The following is a 20,204-nucleotide window of genomic DNA, read 5'->3' as shown; positions in this document are numbered from 1 at the left end:
CAAAAAGGAGATAGGAAAATGACTACATTCGCAACAGAATGGGAAAAGCAATTAGAGCTATACCCAGAAGAGTACCGAAAAGCATACCGCCGAGTGAAAAGGGCGAGTGAAATTTTATTACGTGAACCAGAGCCGCAAGTAGGATTAACGCCGAAAGAGGTTATTTGGACGAAGAATAAGACGAAGCTTTATCGCTACATTCCAAAACAAGAAAAAACACAAAGAGTTCCAATTCTGTTAATATATGCTCTTATTAATAAACCATATATTATGGATTTAACTCCTGGAAATAGTTTAGTGGAATATCTAGTGGATCGTGGTTTTGATGTGTATATGCTTGATTGGGGCACATTTGGTTTAGAAGATAGTCATTTGAAATTTGATGATTTCGTGTTTGATTATATTGCAAAAGCAGTAAAAAAAGTAATGCGAACTGCAAAAGCGGACGAGATTTCTTTACTTGGTTATTGCATGGGTGGAACGCTAACTTCCATTTATGCAGCACTTCATCCGCACATGCCAATTCGTAATTTAATTTTCATGACAAGTCCTTTTGATTTCTCTGAAACAGGATTGTATGGTCCTTTATTAGATGAGAAATACTTCAATTTAGATAAAGCGGTTGATACATTTGGAAATATTCCGCCAGAAATGATTGATTTCGGAAACAAAATGTTAAAACCAATTACGAACTTTGTTGGTCCATATGTTGCTTTAGTAGATCGTTCAGAGAATGAGCGCTTCGTCGAAAGCTGGAGATTGGTTCAAAAGTGGGTTGGTGATGGTATTCCGTTCCCAGGTGAATCATACAGACAGTGGATTCGTGATTTTTATCAAAATAATAAACTGGTTAAGGGTGAACTTGTTATTCGCGGACAAAAGGTAGACCTTGCAAATATTAAGGCGAATGTCTTAAATATTTCCGGGAAACGTGATCATATCGCTTTGCCATGTCAAGTAGAAGCGTTACTAGACCATATTTCTAGCACAGATAAACAATATGTATGTTTACCGACAGGGCATATGTCTATTGTTTACGGTGGAACAGCTGTAAAACAAACATATCCGACGATTGGAAATTGGCTTGAAGAGCGTTCTAATTAAAAATAAAAAAATCCAACTAGCCTATGTTAGTTGGATTTTTTTATGGAAAATAACAAAACATAGAAAGGAGAAATTTATATTTTAGGAGTATGATTATGAAACTTATGACCGGTAAGTTGTTTTGGAATACAGGAGTTTCTGTACCTTGTTATCCACCGTTAGAAAGTGATATGATATGTGATGTACTTGTAGTCGGAAGTGGCGAAGCAGGTGCTCATATAGCGCATTCGTTAGCGAAAATTGGTATGAGTGTTACTCTTATTGAAAAAAGAGCAATTGCGTGTGGTAGCACAGCTGCTAATACAGGTTTACTACAATTTCTTCATGATAAATCGTTAACTTCTCTTATTCATACATTTGGTAAAGAAAAAGGGGTACGAGCATATAAGCTTTGTTATGAAGCGCTAAGAACAATGGAAGAGGTTATACCGACTCTTGATATTGATCCCCATTTTATTCCGCGAAATAGTTTATATTATGCAAGTAAAAGTGAGGATGTCTCATTTTTACAAGAGGAATATAATACGTTACAGAATTATGGATTTCCAGTTGAATATTTTACAGAAGCTGATATTAAGAAACGTTATTCTTTTGCAAAACAAGCAGCGTTATATATGCAAGGTGATGCTGAGGTGAATCCGTATTTACTAGCGCATAGTTTTTTGCATAAAGCAAACCAAATGGGAGCTAATATATATGAACATACAGAGGCAATACATATAAAAAAACACCAAAATGATTTAATTTGTTACACGAAAACAGGAAATCAAATTGTAGCAAAGAATATTATTATGGCGACAGGTTATGAAGCGCTTTTTGGAAAGAAAGAAAAGAATACAACAGTAGAAACTTCTTATGCAATTGTAACAAATGAAATAGATCAGTTTGAAGGCTGGCATGAGCGATCGTTAATTTGGGAAACGGCACGGCTCTACTTATATTTTCGAACGTATCGAAACCGCATTATTGTAGGCGGATTAGATGAAGCGATGCAAATTCAAACAATCGGTGATACGAAATTATTGCATAAGCGTGATATCCTTATTAATATTGTAAAAGAACTGTTCCCGCAGTATAAAAATATACAGGCAGACTACTATTGGGCAGCCGCATTTGGTGGTACTCATGATGGTCTCCCCATTTTAAAAGAAGACGAAAAGATACATAATTTGTTTTACGCATTGCCGTATGGAGGTAATGGAACTGTATATGGAATGGTCTTTGCCAAATTATTTGAGCAGTTATTTACAAATAAAGAAAGTAAAGATTTTTCTTTATTTAATCGATAGAAAAAAGGTAGCGAAGTGATGGAATGAGAGATATAAAAAAGTTTTTACAAAAATTACGTCCTGTACAACTCATCGTTTTGTTTTATTTATTAGCGGTAGTTGTATCGGTAATATTGCTTAGTTTCCCGTTTGTTACGAAGGCTGGTGTGAAATGGACATTTATAGATGCCCTCTTTACATCTGTTAGTGCGGTAAGTGTTACGGGACTGTCTGTTGTTACGATTTCAGATACATTTACTACGGCAGGAATTATTATGTTAGCCCTTATTTTACAATTAGGCGGCTTAGGGATTATGGCACTTGGTACGTTTGTTTGGATTATAACGGGGAAAAAAATCGGTTTGCAGAGAAGAAGACTCATTATGGCAGATCATAATCAAGGGAATTTATCAGGCCTTGTAGAATTGATGCGTTCTATTTTAATTGTAATTATTTCGATAGAACTTATTGGAGCAATACTATTAGGTACAAGATTTCTACTTTATTTTCCAACTTGGCAAGAAGCTTATTTCCACGGTTTCTTTGCCGCTGTTAGTGCAACTACGAACGGAGGATTTGATTTAACTGGACAATCACTAATTCCGTACAAAAAAGATTATATTGTGCAAATGATTCATATGTTGCTTATTATTTTAGGAGCGATTGGCTTCCCGGTGTTAATGGAAGTAAAACAATTCTTTAGTAAAAGGCGACAGCAACTATTCCGCTTTTCGTTATTTACAAAATTGACGACAACGACATTTTTTGCACTCGTTATCGTTGGAACAATTATGATTTTTCTACTAGAACGAAATCAGTTTTTAGCAGGAAAGTCATGGCATGAAACAGTTTTCTATACATTATTCCAATCTGTGACGACGCGAAGTGGTGGACTGGCTACAATGGATATACGTGAATTGTCACAACCGACGCTTTTATTTATGAGTATATTAATGTTTATAGGGGCATCTCCAAGTTCGGTTGGGGGCGGAATACGTACAACAACATTTGCTGTTAGTATATTGTCACTATACACCTTTGCAAGGGGCGGTAGAACAGTTAGAGTCTTCAAACGTCAGTTACATGAAGAGGATGTACTGAAAGCATCTGTCGTTATGACGATGGGGATTTTGTTATGTGCTACTGCGCTATTCGTTTTATCTATTACGGAAAATGTACCGCTTATGAGCTTAATTGTTGAGGTTTGTTCTGCTTTCGGAACGACAGGACTATCAACAGGTGTTACGCCTGATTTAACAACTATTGGGAAACTTGTACTCATTGTGCTTATGTTTATCGGACGCGTTGGTATTTTAACATTTATTTTAGCTAGTGGTGGAAGGGAACAACCACCTCGCTATAAATACCCGAAAGAACGGATTATTATTGGATAGTATGAAACCATTCTACCTATGTTAGGTAGAATGGTTTTTTAGTCGTTAATGCCAAATTGTGGATGCATAAAAGCTTCATTTTTATTATCTGATTCGTTTTTTAGCAACTCTTGATTTTCTTCTGAAATCCACCCAATATCATTTGTAGGATGGATCCACTCATCACCAGCCATAATGGCAGGATCTACTTCATCACTCCAATTGTTAAGTGGACTGTTCTCGGAATTATATTTACTGTCTCCAATTACAACATCATATGGATTCACAAAAGGTTGTTGCATCGTTTTTCCTGTTCCTTTAAAAGATGGAAAATTCATTTGATGCGGGAGCGTTTCGTCTAAAATTGGTGATTGAATCTTTTCTTTTTTCTTCAAAATCATCGCTCCTTTTTATAATGATTTCTTCATACGTAGTATTTCCATCGAACGCCTCTTATGTACTTGTTAACACTTGCCAGTAATAATTATTTTAAATTGTTTCAAACTAGAGTAGAAAGTGATTTCTTGAGAGCAGGTGAATGTATTGGTAAAAAGAAAAGTAAAACAAAATGCGGCAATCAATAATAATAAAACTCCGAAAGAAAGCTTACCAGATGCAGAATTTGCATTAGAGTATGAAGGAGAAAATAGCGCAAAGTATGCTAATCGTAATTCAAAAAAAGGGAAACAAAAATGAGGCGTTTTTTACAAACGCCTCATTTTTTTGTGGGATTATAAAGGTTTTTTTAATTATTTGTAAATTTAGTGTTTTCTATTAGCAGAAAAATGCGAAAAAACATAGAAGTAGCAACGTATTACACAAAAACAAACAACAAACAAAAGATTAATGTTGGTTTAATACTGCTTTTACACTAGTTGTTTATATTTGAGTTGTACATAAGATTTGTAAAAGGAGAGAGAAACAGTGAAAAAAACAATCTTTAAAGCTGTAGCGACTGGAATGGTATTTTCGTTATTAATGGGGTGTGGTGCAAAGAAGGAAGAAAGTGCTGGAGCGAAAGTGAAAGATGAAAAATTATCTGGATCATTAACTGTTTACACAGCAATTGAAGAAGAGCTTGTACCAATTTATCTTGATTCCTTTAAAAAGAAATATCCTGATGTGAAATTAAACATTGTACGTGATTCAACAGGAGTTATTACTGCGAAATTGCTAGCTGAAGGGAAAAATACACAAGCAGATGTTGTATGGGGAACTGCGGCATCAAGTCTATTAGCTTTAGATAAAAAAGATATGTTAAAAGGATACTCTCCAAAAGGAACAGATCGTGTTCTTCCGCAATTTAAAGATGATAAGCAACCTGAAAAATGGGTAGGAAATACTGCATTTATGACGGGGATTGCTGTAAATAAAGAAGAATTAAAGAAGAAAAATTTACCGATGCCAGAATCATATGAAGATTTAACGAAACCAGAGTATAAAGGAACACTTGTTATGCCACATCCAGCATCATCTGGAACAGGGTTTTTAACAGTTTCTGCATGGCTACAAATCATGGGTGAAGATAAAGGCTGGGATTACATGAAGAAACTTCATGATAATATGGCAAGTTATACGCATTCAGGATCAAAACCAGCAAAATTAGCAGGAGCAGGTGAATATCCAGTCGGTGTATCAATGGTTTATAGTGCTTTAAAAGAGAAACAAAAAGGTGCCCCAGTTGAAGTTGTACTGCCGAAAGAAGGATTAGGATGGGAAGTAGAAGCGAACGCACTTATTAAGAAAGATAATGCGAAAAATGATAAATTAGCGCAAGCATTTTTAGATTGGGCAATTACTGATGATGTAATGAAGTTATACTTTGAGAAAAATGGATTTGCGACAATTAAAAATGACTATAAACTTCCAGAGGGATTCCCGAAAGATGTTACTGAAAAATTATATAAAAAGAATGACTTTAAATGGGCAGCAGAAAATCGTGACAAAATTTTAGAAAAATGGGAAAAAGAGTTTGGCCAAAAAGCAGAACCGAAAAAGTAAGTGAGTGGGAGAGAGAAAAATGAGCGAATATTTATCAATTCAACACATTCAAAAACAGTTTGATGCATTTACAGCGTTAAAAGATATTTCTTTTACTGTGAACAAAAATGAGTTTGTTTGTTTATTAGGCCCAAGTGGTTGTGGGAAAACGACGTTGCTTCGCATTTTAGCGGGACTAGAGGAACCAACGACTGGCAGTATAGCTGTGAATGGAAAAGATATTACAGCATTGCCTCCTGGAAAGAGAAACTTCGGAATGGTTTTCCAATCGTATGCTTTATTTCCGAATTTAACAGCACTTGAAAATATTGAATACGGCTTAAAGACAAAAAAATATGGGAAAGCAGAAGTGAAAGAGAAAGCGCTAGATGCGTTAAAACTTGTAGATTTGCTGAATGTAAAAGATAAATATCCTGCTCAAATGTCTGGTGGACAACAGCAGCGAGTAGCACTTGCACGTGCGCTCGCTCTGTCTCCAGATATTTTGTTACTCGATGAGCCGTTATCAGCTTTAGATGCAAAAGTGCGTGAAAAATTACGTAGAGAAATGCGTGATTTGCAAGAGGAAATAGGAATAACGACGATTATGGTAACGCATGATCAAGAAGAGGCATTAACGATGGCTGATAAAATTGTTGTAATGAATCATGCGGAAATTATGCAGATTGGAACACCAGAGGAGATTTATCAAAGACCAGCCAATCCGTTTGTGGCAGATTTTATTGGTTCTATTAATTTCTTTTCGAAAAATAACGAAGAACATGCAATTCGTCCTGAACATGTAACAATTGTACAAAAGGAAGGTATTAAAACAGTTGTGGAAAGTATGGAATTTCGCGGATCCGTATATCGGACGGAAGTGCGAGTCATAGAAGAAAACACACACCTTTATAATGAGAAAATTGTAGTGGATATATTAGCATCAGAAGTAGAAGCAACCGCTATTAGAAAAGGAAAGCCGATTCAAATCTCTTTCTCAGAAAATCATATGTTGTCATATGGAAAGAAGGTCATTGTATAGATGGAGATGTTAGAAAACTATAAGGTAGAAAGTACGAAAAAAAAGATTAAGAGAAGTATTGGGAAAGAGGAATGGATCCAAAGGCTCGTAATTATCGGTATGATCCTTTCCTTCCTTATCATACTTGTATTGCCGCTATTACAAATATTTACACAAGCTTTTTATAATAAAGATGGAGTTTTCATTGGTTTAGCGAATTTCAGTAAATATTTCACAACACCAACTTTAGTTCAGTCTTTACAAAATACAGTATGGATTTCGGGCGCAACAACAATTATTTCAGTTGCAATCGCATTCGTTTACGCATATGCAATTGCCCGTACGAATGTTTTTGGAAAGCGTGTATTTCAGTATGTAGCGTTATTACCATTGTTCGCACCAACGATGATGCACGGTATAGCACTTACATATTTATTTGGTAATCAAGGGCTAGTAACGAAAGGGATGTTTGGGTTATTTGAAGGTATACAAATCCCTTTATATGGACCAGTAGGAATTGTAATAGCTGAAGTTATGTATACATTTCCGCAAGCATTTCTTATATTGCTAATTGCCTTTCAAGGATCTGATTATCGATTATATGAAGCTTCTAATATGTTAGGGGCGAGTAAAACAAAGCAATTTTTCACGGTTACTTTACCTAGTGTAAAGTACGGATTAATTAGTGCAATGTTTGTTGTGTTTACACTTAGTTTTACTGATTTTGGGGCACCAAAAATTGTTGGTGGGCAATATAATGTGCTTGCTACTGACGTATACAAACAAGTAATTGGACAGCAAAATATGCCGATGGGTGCAACTGTCGGAATGATTTTATTAATCCCAGCTATATTCGCATTTGTAGTTGATCGTATTACGCAAAGAAAGCAGGCGAATTTCTTATCTTCAAAAGCAGTACCATACAGAATAATAGCTAATAAGAAAAGAGATGTAATCTCATTCATATATTGTAGTGTAATTACACTTATGATCATTCTATTATTTGTTGCAGTTGGTATTGCTGCAAGTGTGAAAGTATGGCCATATAATATGAGTTTTACATTTGAGCATTTTAATTTTTCGAGTTTAACAGGAGATGGACTTGAAGCATTTAAAAATAGCGTAATTGTTTCAGCAGTTACAGCAGTTATTGGGGCGATTTTAACATTTGTATTCGCATATGCAATTGAGAAAATAGACCAGCTACAATTTTTTAGAAAAACAGGTTACTTTTTCTCTATAGTGCCGTTAGCGATACCAGGTTTAGTACTCGGATTAGGATATGTCTTTTTCTTTAGTCAACCAACGATTCAAATTCTGGGACTATCAGTAACGAATCCATTTCATTCTTTATACGGAACAATCGCTGTGTTAGTACTAGTAAATATCATTCATTTTTATTCTGTAACATTTGTCACGGCAACGACTGCCTTAAAGAAATTAGACCGAGAGTTTGAGCTTGTTTCGCAGTCAATGGGTATTCCGTTTTATAAAACATTCTTTAGAGTAACAGTACCAATGTGTTTACCAGCAATTTTAGAAATGGTGATGTACTACTTCGTAAATTCGATGGTAACTGTGTCAGCAGTTGTATTCTTATATGCAGCTGATTTTAAACTAGCTGCCGTATCAATCGTAAATATGGATGATGCAGGAAATGTAGCGCCAGCAGCTGCAATGAGTGTACTTATTGTTATTACAAATATTGTAGTGAGAGTTGTATATGAATGGGGAACGAAAGCACTTCGTAACCGAACTTCGCAATGGCAAAAAAGATAAATAAGAAGGGTGATGGACAGAATGAAAATTGAAGCAGTTATTTTTGATTGGGCAGGTACGACAGTTGATTACGGATGTTTTGCACCACTAGAAGTATTCATGAAGATTTTTCATAAACGCGGCGTTGAAATTACAGTAGAAGAAGCACGTAAGCCAATGGGATTATTAAAAATAGATCATGTAAGGGCACTAACAGAAATGCCTCGTATTGCGGATGAGTGGAAGCGTGTCTTCGGTCAATTACCAACAGAAGTAGACATTCATGAGATGTATGAAGAGTTTGAAGAAATTCTCTTTTCTATTTTGCCAAGTTATGCTACGCCGATTGAGGGGGTAAAAGAAGTAATCGCTTCTTTACGTGAGAGAGGCATTAAAATCGGTTCAACAACTGGTTATACGAGAGAAATGATGGATATTGTTGCAAAGGAAGCAGCGTTACAAGGATATAAACCTGATTTTCTTGTTACGCCAGATGATGTTCCAGCAGGCCGTCCATATCCATGGATGTGCTATAAAAATGCAATGGAACTTGATGTGTATCCGATGAACCATATGATAAAAGTAGGGGACACAGTATCAGATATGAAAGAAGGTAGAAATGCTGGAATGTGGACAGTTGGTGTAATTCTTGGAAGTAGTGAGCTCGGTTTAACGGAAGAGGAAGTGGAGAGTATGGATTCGGTAGAGCTTCGTGAAAAAATAGAAGTAGTTCGTAATCGGTTTGTTGAAAATGGGGCTCATTTTACGATTGAAACGATGCAGGAGCTCGAAAACATAATAGAACATATCGAGAAACAAGAACTAATTATTTCATAAAAGGGGCACTGGATCATGAATGAAAATCACTATTTATTATTAACACCAGGACCATTAACGACAACAAAATCAGTAAAAGAAGTTATGCTATACGATTGGTGTACGTGGGATGTTGAATATAATACGATGGTGCAAGAAGTAAGAGCTAAACTTGTATCGTTAGCGACGAAGGAAGAAGAGAAATATACAACAGTGTTAATGCAAGGAAGCGGTACGTTTTCAGTTGAAGCAGTAATTGGTTCTGTTATTCCGGCAAATGGAAAGCTTCTCGTTTGTACAAATGGTGCGTACGGTAAGCGCATCGTGCAAATGGCAGAGATGTTACAGATTGATGTAGTGGTCAGTCAAACAGAAGAGTGGGAACCTACTAATATTGTAGAAGTAGAAAAGTTATTGCAAGAAGATAAAGAGATTACGCATATTGCAGTTGTTCATTGTGAAACAACGACAGGTATTATAAATCCAATTGTAGATGTATGTAAATTAGGAAAGCAGTATGGAAAGGTTACAATTGTTGATGCGATGAGTAGTTTCGGCGGGATTGAAATAGACATTGCTGATTTACAAATTGATTTTTTAATTAGTAGTGCAAATAAGTGTATTCAAGGGGTTCCTGGATTCGGATTTGTAATCGCAAAACGTGATGAATTATTGAAGTGTAAAGGAAAAGGACGTTCTTTATCTCTTGATTTATATGGTCAATGGGAAACGATGGAAAAACAAAATGGGAAATGGCGTTTTACTTCACCTACACATGTTGTACATGCTTTTTATCAAGCACTACTTGAACTAGAAAAAGAGGGGGGAGTGAGAGCGCGTTACAATCGATATTACAACAATCAAAAACTACTAGTGAATAGAATGGGAGAAATCGGATTTAAGCCACTAGTAGATGAGAAATATCAATCTCCTATTATTACATCTTTCATTTATCCAAAAGAGGGGTTCGAGTTTCAACAGTTATATAACGAATTAAAGCGTTATGGATTTGTTATTTACCCTGGAAAAATTTCGAAAGTAGATACGTTTCGCATTGGAAATATCGGTGATGTACATGAAGAAGATATTAATCGCTTAGTTGATAGTATTGCTAAAGGAGCTGTTATTGGATGAAAGTATTTTGCTTAGGTGGAGCAGGTAAAATTTGTCGTGAAGCTATTTTGGATTTAGTTCAATTTTCATCTTTTGAGACGATTACAGTAGCTGATTTTAACGAGGAAGAGGGCCGTAAAGTAGTAGAATGGCTCAACGATCCTCGTGTTGATTTTGTAAAAGTAGATGTAACGAATCACGAGGATACGGTTGCAAAAATGATTGGTTATGACATTGTAATGGACGGTACGACGATAAAGCTAAACGGATTGTCGACCCGCTGTATTGCAGAAGCAGGGTGTCACGGTGTGAACTTAAATGGATTTGGTGAAGAAAATGAATCGCATGCTATATTTGTTCAAAACGAAAAAACATGTTTACCTGGATTTGGCATGACGCCAGGTGTAACGCAAATGATGGCAATGCATGCAGCAAATCAACTGGATACTGTAGATACGATCCGCGTAAGTCACGGTTCGTATCGTCCGATTGCTTTTTCTGCATCAATTACAGAGACAACGACATATGAATATGATCCACATTTACCATCGCGTACAGTGTATGAAGATGGTGAATTTAAGCAAGTACTTCCGTTTGCGCGTCCAAGAGAAATAGAATTGCCAGCGCCTTATGGTAAGACAACGCAGTATATAATCCCGCATTCTGAAACAATTACGTTAGCAAAGGCACTAGAAAATAAAGGTATCAAACTGATAGAGACGAGAGGAACTTGGCCAAAGCAAAATATGCAACTTGTACATGCTTTATATGATTACGGCATATTGCGTAATGATCAGATTGAAATAAATGGGAAAGAAATTGGTATTATGGATTGTATTTCGCAGTATTTATTACAATCGAAAGAAGGACAAGAAACAGAGGTTTATGGTTATGCACTTCATGTAGAAGTAATAGGTATGAAAAATAATGAGAAGCAAAGACATGTATTATATCATACACATCCGTTATCTGATGGCTCTGTTGTAGGATGGGAAAAATTAAGAGCTTATACGAGAAACGTCGGTATTCCATTTGGGATTGCTGCAGAGTTAATTGCAAATGGAAATGTAAATAGGGTGGGTGTTGTTACGCCTGAAGAAGCTTTTGAAAATCCACAATTGATTTTTGATGAGCTAGCAAAGCGCGGTATTCATATTCATGAAAAAGTTTCTGCTTATAAAGAAAATTACAACCTTGTATAAATAAGGAAGTTTATGAGGGAGATATAAATGAGGTGAAGCTATGTCTGTAGTAGGAGAAGAAAGAAAGCGAACCATTCTTGAAAAGGTAGAATTTAAAGGGAAAGTAAAGGTTTCAGAATTAGCGAGAGAATTTGCTGTATCAACAGAAACGATTCGTCGATATTTAGAAGAATTAGATCGTGAAAAGAAGTTGAAAAAAGTGTATGGTGGAGCTGTTCAACTTCCAGGCGCTGGGGTAGAGGCACCAATGTTAGAAAGAGAAATGCTACATATAGAAGAGAAGAAAAGAATTGGTTATAAAGCAGCGACATTTGTAGAAGATGGTGATGTCATTGCAATTGATGATGGAAGTACACCGCTTCAAATGGTTCCATACCTTGTTCATCGTAAAAACTTAACGATTGTAACAAGTTCATTTCCAGTCGCAACACAATTAATTTCTTCTATTAATAAAAAGATGTTTCACGGTGAAGTTTTATTTATAGGTGGAAAAGTATCTCCAAAGCATTCGCGTGTATCAGGGTCTATTTCTCAGCAAGTAATACAGCAATTCCATTTTCATAAAGCGTTCGTTTCGATTGATGGGCTATTACCTAGTTTTGGAGTTTCCAGCTTTGAATTAGAGAAAGCGAAATTGTCAGAGGCGATGATGAAATTAGCTGAGAAAACATATATTTTATGTGATCATACGAAGGTAGGCGTGAAAGGGAATTATCGTATAGCAGCATTTTCACGTATTCAACATGTAATTTGTGATAAAAAAATGCCATATAGTTTTGAAGAAGAACTTATGAAGCATAATATTCAGTGGACAGTTTGTTAAATACAGTGAAAGTACCTAAACTCCCGCCTAATTTTTAGGAGGGAGTTTTATTGTCTGTAAATCGTAAAATAAAAGATTTGCATTTATGCAAAAAGTGGACACATTTTCTCATCTCTTTCATATAATTTACCAATACAAAAAAAGTTGGTCGAAGGAAAGAAGGGAGAACATGTCAGAACGAATATATAATAAACTTGTATTGTACGCGAATATTTTGCAAAAAATCGGTGTCATCAATGAGAAGGAAAAAAGTGAAATTCTTCATACGATAGGTAAAAAAGCCCTTTGAATAAAGGGCTTTTTATTATTTATCTTTAAAAATATAAATTTAATGTAATATTCTCATTGACAATGATAATGAGATTCATTATCATTTATTTGTGGATAATTGATAAGTATTATCAATTATAAAAATTATATATGATAGGGGATATTATTTTGAAAAAAAATTATATGAAGGCGCTAGTAGTAGCGACAACATTAGCAATTCCATTTGCTACGTACTCTACTCCAGCATTAGCAGCACTAAAAGTTGAAGCAAATCAATCGGTAGCAGCAGCGAGTGATCGCACGTATGATACTGAGATTAAAATATATAAGGATCAAAAAGACGAGCCATCTATGGTTTCTCAATATATAAAAGATCCTAAAGTAACAATTGCAGCTGGCAAAAAAATTGTCACTGTAACAATGCAAGATAGCGATTATTTTCAATATCTTAGAATAGAAGATAGAAACCAGCCTGGTGTATTTCATGATGTGAAAGTTTTGTCAGAAGATAAGAGGAAGAATGGAACGAAAGTAGTTCAATTTGAAATTGGCGAGTTTGAGAAGAAGCACAATATGCAAATGCATATACTTATTCCAGCTATTGGATATGATCACAAATATCAAGTTCAATTTGAAATTAAAGATCCAACTGTAGGTAACAAGGAAACAGAGAAACCAGATGATAACTCTAATTCAGGCAATACGGAAACGGATAATCCAGTTGATAATCAAAACATGATAACAGATAACAAATTAAGAGAACTTGTTAATAAAAAAGTATTTAATAGAAAAGATTTAAATACACCAATTACGAAAGAAGAGTTATTACAAGTAAAGGATTTGTTTTTAAATACAAACGAGATACTTGATTATAGTGCATTAAAATATATGCCAAATTTAAAATCTTTAACAGTTGCGAATGCAAAGATAAAAGATCCGTCGTTCTTTGCGAACCTAAAGCAATTAAATCATTTAGCTTTGCGTGGTAATGAATTTTCAGATGTAACGCCACTTGTTAAGATGAATAATTTAGAGTCTCTTGATTTAAGTAATAATAAAATTACAAATGTTGCACCACTAACTGAAATGAAAAATGTAAAAACTTTATATCTATCAGGCAACCAAATAGAAGATGTAACAGCATTAGCAAAAATGGAACAACTAGATTACTTGAATTTAGCAAATAATAAAATTAAGAACGTTGCTCCATTAAGTGCTTTAAAAAATGTAACATACTTAACTTTAGCAGGTAATCAAATTGAAGATATTAGACCGTTATATTCATTACCTTTAAAAGATTTAGTATTAACGCGTAATAATGTTAAAGATTTATCGGGTATTGATCAAATGAATCAATTAAATAAATTATTTGTCGGGAAAAATCAAATTAAAGATGTGACACCACTTGCTAAAATGACTCAACTTACAGAATTAGATTTACCTAATAATGAATTAAAAGATATTACTCCATTATCAAGTCTAGTAAACTTACAAAAGCTTGATTTAGAAGCGAATTATATTACAGACTTATCACCAGTGAGCAATTTGAAAAAATTAGTATTTCTAAGTTTTGTTGCAAATGAAATCCGTGATGTCCGACCAGTTATAGAACTAAGTAAGACGGCTTATATCAATGTCCAAAACCAAAAAGTATTTTTAGAGGAAACAGAAGTAAATAAAGAAGTAAAAGTACCTATATATGAAAAAGATGGTGAGATTTCTACGAAAATTCGTCTGAAGAGCGATAACGGTACGTATAGTAATGGTGTAGTGAAATGGAGTACACCAGGTGAGAAAGTATATGAATTTGGTGTGAAAGATCCATTTGCGGATACAGGAATCTTCTTTACAGGGTCTGTTATTCAAAATGTAGTAGAAAGTAAAGACGGTAATACATCTAAAGAAGATGAGAAAACAGAAGTGGTAGAATTTAAAGATGTACCAAAGGGACATTGGTCAGAAAAAGCAATTAATTACTTAGCGAAAGAAAAGTTATTTATAGGCTATGGAAATGGTGAATTTGGATTTGGTGATAACATTACTCGTGGACAAGTAGCTCTTCTAATACAAAGGTATTTAAAATTAGAAAATAATCTAGAACCAAAAACGGCATTTACAGATACGAAAGGAAATATGTATGAAACGGCTATTGATGCAGTGGTTCAAGCTGGTATTATGACAGGGTATGGAAATGATATATTCCGTCCAGATGGAGTATTAACTCGATATGAAATGTCAGTAGTACTACAAAGAGTATTTCAGTTAAAAGAAAATGAAAATAGTGCAGAGAATTTCAAAGATATACCAAATGGCCATTGGGCGAAAGGATATGTGAAAGCTCTAGTAGATAATAAAATATCAAAAGGTGACGGGGAAGGGAATTTTTTAGGAGATAATTTCGTAACACGTGAACAATATGCACAGTTTTTATATAATGCAATAAAGAAATAAAATGAAACTTTAATCAGTGGGGGTTTTGTTTATCCCCCACTGATTATTAGCCCTCACCAATCGGGCTTTTACGGGCAGAGCCCGATCCCCGCCTAACTTCTTTGCTTTCGCTGCATTTTGAGGTGGGGGTCTTACTGCCCAGCAAATAGCGGGATAAAAAGTGAGGAAAATGCACTATTCTTTAATTAAAGAATAGTGCATTTTTTTATGTACAAAATGAAATAGGCAATAGATAGGAGTATAGACATATGAATAGCCTATTTTAAAGAAGAACCGCGAAACTATATTGACAAAAAAGCATTCTCATGTGATAATTCAATTAAATTTTTAGAATAATCAAAAAATATTCCTTTTACATAGAAAGGATTCGAACCTTATATGAATATTATGCCGGGGGTGACGAAATGTTATTTTTTCTGAAGAAATGGAATGAATTAAAAGATGTGAAATCTGAATTGGCACTTCGTGATTGGTTTTATGGTACCAAAATTAGTTTGTCGCTATGTACGTCAAAAGAGCCGTTAACATTTTTAGTAAATGTTGAGGGAAGAGATAAAGGGCTATTTTCGGAAGAAGATTTTATTGTCGTAAATTGCATGTGCGAGTCAGTATTTGAAAATGAAGAAAAACCAGCTGCAGAGTCATTTATGCATGCGGATATTTATAAAAAAAGTAGTGCAGGATGTATTTTACAAGTGCAGACTGTAGATAGTCATTTAATATCAGAGTTATATGGAGAAGAAGGAGAAGTAACGTTCGATAAACGCAGTGTGGAACGTGTTTTCGGAAAAGAAGGTATAACAGAAATGACCATTCCAATTGTAGAAGATGAAAAAAAATTCGCTGATTTATTAGAAAGCAATGTTCCGAATTTCATTGAAGGTGGAGGAGTAGTTCTTGTTCATAATTACGGCATGATTGTGTGGGGAAAAACGCCAGAAGAAGCGAAAAAATGGCTAGAGGGTATAGAATATTTAATGAACTATCATGTGAAATTATTAATGATTAAGGGCGCAAGAAGCTCTGTTATATAAAAATGAATGTGATATGGCCACAAGTTAATAAATAAATGAAAGCGTTTTAAAAAATAATTTCACTCATAAAATATAGGTCTCCTTATTATATATAGATTACATGTTGACATGTAAGGAGGAACATATTTTGCGAGTTAAATATCATTTTCTGCCAAAGCAGCAAGTAACATTTTGCAAAATAAATGATTCTGGTGAAGAGGCACTGCAAACGATGAACAAAACGGGATTTCGAGCCATCCCGGTATTAGCAGAAGATGAGAAGAAATTCACGGGTATTATTTATAAAGTAGATTTATTAGAAAAAAAATGCAATAGCGGATTAGAGCATGTAAGTGCAGGAGATATGCTTGACAATTCCAATGCATTTATTTTTGAAAAGGATTCCTTCTTCAGAGCCTTTTATGTGATTCGTCGGCTTCCGTTTTTAGCCGTGCTAAATGATTATAATGAATTTGTCGGTATGTTAACGCATTCGAATATATTTGATGTTATTGAAGATTCATTTGGTATGCGGACAGGTGGTTATATATTAACAATTGCAACACAAGATTGTAAGGGAACGATTAAAGAGCTTGGGACATTGTTAAAAGCATATAATATCGGTGGGTTGTTTACACTTGATAACGGTGATCAATATATCCGCCGCGTTATTGTAAATATATCAGATGAGTTAGATGAAACAAGATTAAAGCAATTAATCGGAAAAATAGAGAAAAAAGGATTCAGAGTGAGTCATGTAGATTATATTTAAGTTAAAAAGAAAAGTACCTATCTGTTATATATAGATAGGTACTTTTCTTTGTGAGTAATAAACTTTATTTTGAAACAGGAGGCGGGGATAATGCTAGATCAGATAAAAAAATAAAGTCTGCATGCTCACGAATTTTAGGGATAGAAGTTTCAATAACGCGTGATGTAATTTCACCTGGGGGGCCCACATGCCCGATAGCTACCATAATAGGTTTTTCTTGAATTTTTTTGATGAGTAATTGGGCTTGTTTTGAAATATGTCCTGCTGTATACACATCATCAAAAAATAGTTGGTTTTCAATAATAGGAACTCCTAATTCTTTTCCGATTTTTGGGACGACACTATTAGGATTAGTTTTACTATCTAAGTAAAATAAACCGTGTTTTTTACAAGCAGCAAGTATAAGGCGAACAATTCTTTCATCCGCTGTTACTTTTGACCCCATATGATTGTTCATTCCAATTGCATGCGGAACTTCTTGAATCGCTTGTTCAAGTCGGTTGTTTATTTCTTCATCGCTTAAATCGGTTGTAATTGCTTTCGGTCCAAGCCATTCTTTTTTACCTTTAATAGGTTCCATTGGCATATGTATAATAACTTCATGGCCTTTTTTATGGGCAGCTATTGCATCTTCTTTTGTGGAAGGAAGAAAAGGCATAACAGCAACAGTGAGCGGAATGGGAAGTGATAACATTTGATTAGTCCCCTTCATATTATTGCCGAAATCATCAATGACAATAGCAACTTTATTCGTATGAGCATTTGCTTGAATAGGAAATAAGAAGGACGGTAAAAACAAAACAATGATGAACAATGTAATCGTATATTTTCGCATATAAATATTTCCTTTCTATTGTTATCCCGCTATTTGTGGGTAGTAAGACTCCCACCTCAACATTGGGCTGGATAGGTGGGAGATTCACTGCCTATAAACGCACGATTGGTGAATGCTAATAATCAGTGGGGCTGAACAAAAAACACTGATTAAAGTTTCACTTTATCAATCATCATTATGTTTTGCTTTTTTATATAAATTAAACAAAAAATGTCGAAGAAAAGTAGGTGGAAAATTAAGAATCCCCGGTTTACGTAGAATTTGTAAAAAAAGAAGATGAAAAAAATGTCTATTATTGCGAATGTATTTACAAAGATAGAATAATTTGTAATAATTCTCAAAGTGAGGGTAAAGATTTGTAAATTACAGGGAGAAAATGTTAAAATTTCTGATTCTTCAAATTTGTATATGATTAAGTAGTTCAAAAGGTCAATGGAGAAGTGAAGTTGAGAGCATGGAAGTATAATAAGGGGGATATGGATGTTTACTGTAAAAAGGAAGTACACATTAGAAAAGCTTTCACGTGATATTCATATGAAACGTGAAGAAATGATTCAACTAGGATTAACAAGTGGGCTAAATAGTAGGGAGACAATTCAAGTTAGTCAAGAATTGGACAAGCTTATTTTACAATATCAGTGTTATAAAGAAAAACAAACACCGAAATGGTTTTCAATTATAAAAATACCAATTTTCCAAATCGGGTATGAAGGAAAATCAAATAATTTTTGGCGAATGCTTGTCGCTGGTTTTATGAAATAAGTATAATTACCCTTATAGGATAAGGATAATTATACTATGTGTAACGGAATTTCGATATGAACTGTCGTTCCTTCGTTTTCTGTACTGTCAATAAAAATATGCCCATTATACATCTCTACAATTCGTTTACATATGACAAGTCCAAGACCTGTTCCAGTATCTTTATTAGTAAAGAACGGATGAAAGAGGTGTTTTTGAATATGTTGTGGAATCCCTTTTCCAGTATCTGTAATCTGCAATTGTGCGTGTGTTTCATTGTTTTTTACTACAATGGTTAGTGTATCACTAGAAGTCATGGCCTCAATTGCATTTTTTGTAATGTTTAAAACCACTTGTTTCATATGGTCTTTCGAACAACGGATATGAACAGGATGGTCTGGCAAATGTAAATGGAATACAATGTTATGTAAATTCGCCTCAGATTGAATAATTAATGCTACCTCATTTAGAATTGTTCTTACGTCATATGTTTGTTCGATGATGGCGGTTGGCTTGCCGAGAATAAGAAATTCACTTACAATTTCATTGATTCGCTCTATTTCTTGTTCAATTACGGAAAAGTAGAACTGATCTTGTTCATCTTTATATTTCTCTTTTAATAGAGCGACGAGTCCTTTAATTCCAGTAAGAGGATTACGGATTTCGTGTGCTGTACTTGCTGCAAAAGTTCCAACTAATTCAATTTTCTGTAGTTCATTTTGTTGTCTTTCAAGTTTTGTTTGACGTTTTAACAACATATATTGAGCAAGTAAAAATAAAATAGACATTAAAAATAAAGTAGCGATACACTCTATTGCAACCCACTGGTATAAGTTTTTTTGATGAATAGGTAATGGTGAAACAGAGACCTTCCAATTTAATCTTTGGAGTGGAGTAGTAAGCATATTAGAATGCGTATCACTTGTTTCATTATTATCATCGGTTAGAAAAACTACATCATGTTTATCAGTTACCTCAAAATGGTATTGTGGTTTAATGGCATTTAAAGAAGATGAAATGTAATCAAAGCGTAAACTAGCTAATAATAATCCTGAGAGCTCCTTCTGTTTATTGAATATGGGGGCAGCAATCATAATAGCTTTATGTCCAAGAACGCGATCAGTAATGACTGATGATACAGTGGTTTTTTTAGTTTGTAGCACGTCTTGAATATATTTACGGTCTGAAACATCTACGGGCTTTGATTCATCTTCAGATGCGATTGTAATGACCCCTTTTGGTGTAGCGTAATATAGACCAGAAAAGCGTGCATCGTTTCCATCTGTATCATGTACAATTTGTTTAATGCCATTTATATTACCAGTCTCGGTGCCTACAACTTTTGCAAGCATGTCTAAAGCAGAAATTGCTTCACCAAGATGATGATCTAAATAATCTCTATATAAAAAGAGAACTGTATGAGCGGATAATTTGTTTTCCTGTTTCATTTTATATGTATGATACGAATAAAATGTAGCACCAATCCCTATTGTCGGTAGGATAACAAGCAATATATATATAATTATGCTTTGGAATTTGACTTTCAAATGTGGTACTCCTTCTTTTTTTATTATCATTATATATAAACTATGTTAAAATTGTCATGTTTTTATTCAAGAATGATTCTTAATATATTAGGGGAGAGGAAATGGATGAGTGAATGC

At 34.5% G+C, this 20,204-nt stretch carries 18 protein-coding genes; 15 read left to right on the top strand and 3 right to left on the bottom strand.

Annotated features, from left to right (window positions below; translation table 11 throughout):
• Positions 1–18 precede the first annotated feature (18 nt).
• The 3 genes from phaC (at position 19) to ACYFX0_RS07560 (ending at position 3,766) form a co-directional block, all read left to right on the top strand.
• Positions 19–1,104 (top strand): class III poly(R)-hydroxyalkanoic acid synthase subunit PhaC, encoded by a 1,086-nt coding sequence (gene phaC / locus ACYFX0_RS07570; protein WP_000206331.1) that lies wholly within the window; start codon positions 19–21, stop codon positions 1,102–1,104.
• Between the two features lie 95 nt (positions 1,105–1,199).
• Entirely contained in the window at positions 1,200–2,393 is a 1,194-nt protein-coding gene (locus ACYFX0_RS07565) for an NAD(P)/FAD-dependent oxidoreductase (protein WP_460270188.1), read from the top strand.
• 23 nt (positions 2,394–2,416) lie between these two features.
• Complete coding sequence (locus ACYFX0_RS07560) at positions 2,417–3,766, top strand: TrkH family potassium uptake protein (RefSeq protein ID WP_001204689.1); 1,350 nt, start codon at positions 2,417–2,419, stop codon at positions 3,764–3,766.
• A gap of 38 nt (positions 3,767–3,804) precedes the next feature.
• Here ACYFX0_RS07560 and ACYFX0_RS07555 read toward each other — a convergent pair whose 3' ends face one another.
• On the bottom strand, positions 3,805–4,140 hold the full coding sequence (locus ACYFX0_RS07555; protein WP_000726020.1) for a DUF3905 domain-containing protein: 336 nt from the start codon (positions 4,138–4,140) through the stop codon (positions 3,805–3,807).
• Positions 4,141–4,288: 148 nt separating this feature from the next.
• On the opposite strand from ACYFX0_RS07555, the gene ACYFX0_RS07550 reads away from it, so the two are divergent.
• The 11 genes from ACYFX0_RS07550 (at position 4,289) to cbpA (ending at position 16,964) form a co-directional block, all read left to right on the top strand.
• Positions 4,289–4,441: a hypothetical protein gene (locus ACYFX0_RS07550; RefSeq protein WP_000240799.1), complete on the top strand. Its 153-nt coding sequence runs from the start codon at positions 4,289–4,291 to the stop codon at positions 4,439–4,441.
• A gap of 228 nt (positions 4,442–4,669) precedes the next feature.
• Positions 4,670–5,746 carry a putative 2-aminoethylphosphonate ABC transporter substrate-binding protein gene (locus tag ACYFX0_RS07545; RefSeq protein ID WP_000750915.1) on the top strand — a complete coding sequence of 359 codons (1,077 nt, stop codon included), beginning with the start codon at positions 4,670–4,672 and terminating at the stop codon, positions 5,744–5,746.
• A gap of 19 nt (positions 5,747–5,765) precedes the next feature.
• Positions 5,766–6,767 (top strand): putative 2-aminoethylphosphonate ABC transporter ATP-binding protein, encoded by a 1,002-nt coding sequence (locus ACYFX0_RS07540; protein WP_000006195.1) that lies wholly within the window; start codon positions 5,766–5,768, stop codon positions 6,765–6,767.
• Complete coding sequence (locus ACYFX0_RS07535; protein ID WP_000425527.1) at positions 6,768–8,525, top strand: putative 2-aminoethylphosphonate ABC transporter permease subunit; 1,758 nt, start codon at positions 6,768–6,770, stop codon at positions 8,523–8,525.
• A 21-nt stretch (positions 8,526–8,546) separates the two neighbouring features.
• Positions 8,547–9,341: a phosphonoacetaldehyde hydrolase gene (gene phnX / locus ACYFX0_RS07530; RefSeq protein ID WP_000687386.1), complete on the top strand. Its 795-nt coding sequence runs from the start codon at positions 8,547–8,549 to the stop codon at positions 9,339–9,341.
• Positions 9,342–9,356: 15 nt separating this feature from the next.
• The gene (phnW, locus tag ACYFX0_RS07525) at positions 9,357–10,454 is read left to right on the top strand and encodes a 2-aminoethylphosphonate--pyruvate transaminase (RefSeq protein WP_460270185.1); all 1,098 of its coding nucleotides are present in this window, start codon (positions 9,357–9,359) and stop codon (positions 10,452–10,454) included.
• Positions 10,451–11,635, top strand: a complete 1,185-nt coding sequence (locus tag ACYFX0_RS07520; protein WP_000862157.1) for a saccharopine dehydrogenase family protein — start codon at positions 10,451–10,453, stop codon at positions 11,633–11,635. The genes phnW and ACYFX0_RS07520 overlap by 4 nt, the downstream gene beginning before the upstream one ends.
• A gap of 40 nt (positions 11,636–11,675) precedes the next feature.
• Positions 11,676–12,458 (top strand): DeoR/GlpR family DNA-binding transcription regulator, encoded by a 783-nt coding sequence (locus ACYFX0_RS07515; RefSeq protein WP_000117666.1) that lies wholly within the window; start codon positions 11,676–11,678, stop codon positions 12,456–12,458.
• A gap of 438 nt (positions 12,459–12,896) precedes the next feature.
• On the top strand, positions 12,897–15,179 hold the full coding sequence (locus tag ACYFX0_RS07510; RefSeq protein ID WP_042597418.1) for an NEAT domain-containing leucine-rich repeat protein: 2,283 nt from the start codon (positions 12,897–12,899) through the stop codon (positions 15,177–15,179).
• A gap of 404 nt (positions 15,180–15,583) precedes the next feature.
• Entirely contained in the window at positions 15,584–16,213 is a 630-nt protein-coding gene (locus ACYFX0_RS07505; protein ID WP_000896006.1) for a class II aldolase/adducin family protein, read from the top strand.
• Positions 16,214–16,340: 127 nt separating this feature from the next.
• On the top strand, positions 16,341–16,964 hold the full coding sequence (gene cbpA / locus ACYFX0_RS07500) for a cyclic di-AMP binding protein CbpA (RefSeq protein ID WP_001264214.1): 624 nt from the start codon (positions 16,341–16,343) through the stop codon (positions 16,962–16,964).
• 64 nt (positions 16,965–17,028) lie between these two features.
• Here cbpA and ACYFX0_RS07495 read toward each other — a convergent pair whose 3' ends face one another.
• Entirely contained in the window at positions 17,029–17,799 is a 771-nt protein-coding gene (locus ACYFX0_RS07495; protein WP_001234134.1) for a divergent polysaccharide deacetylase family protein, read from the bottom strand.
• A gap of 480 nt (positions 17,800–18,279) precedes the next feature.
• On the opposite strand from ACYFX0_RS07495, the gene ACYFX0_RS07490 reads away from it, so the two are divergent.
• Positions 18,280–18,561: an aspartyl-phosphate phosphatase Spo0E family protein gene (locus tag ACYFX0_RS07490; protein ID WP_000495536.1), complete on the top strand. Its 282-nt coding sequence runs from the start codon at positions 18,280–18,282 to the stop codon at positions 18,559–18,561.
• A 29-nt stretch (positions 18,562–18,590) separates the two neighbouring features.
• On the opposite strand, the gene ACYFX0_RS07485 is transcribed toward ACYFX0_RS07490, so the two are convergent.
• Positions 18,591–20,087, bottom strand: a complete 1,497-nt coding sequence (locus ACYFX0_RS07485; protein WP_460270182.1) for a DUF3149 domain-containing protein — start codon at positions 20,085–20,087, stop codon at positions 18,591–18,593.
• Positions 20,088–20,204 lie beyond the last annotated feature (117 nt).

It is taken from the genome of Bacillus sp. NEAU-Y102 (assembly GCF_054788175.1).
This window is presented reverse-complemented; position numbering and strand designations above follow the sequence as displayed.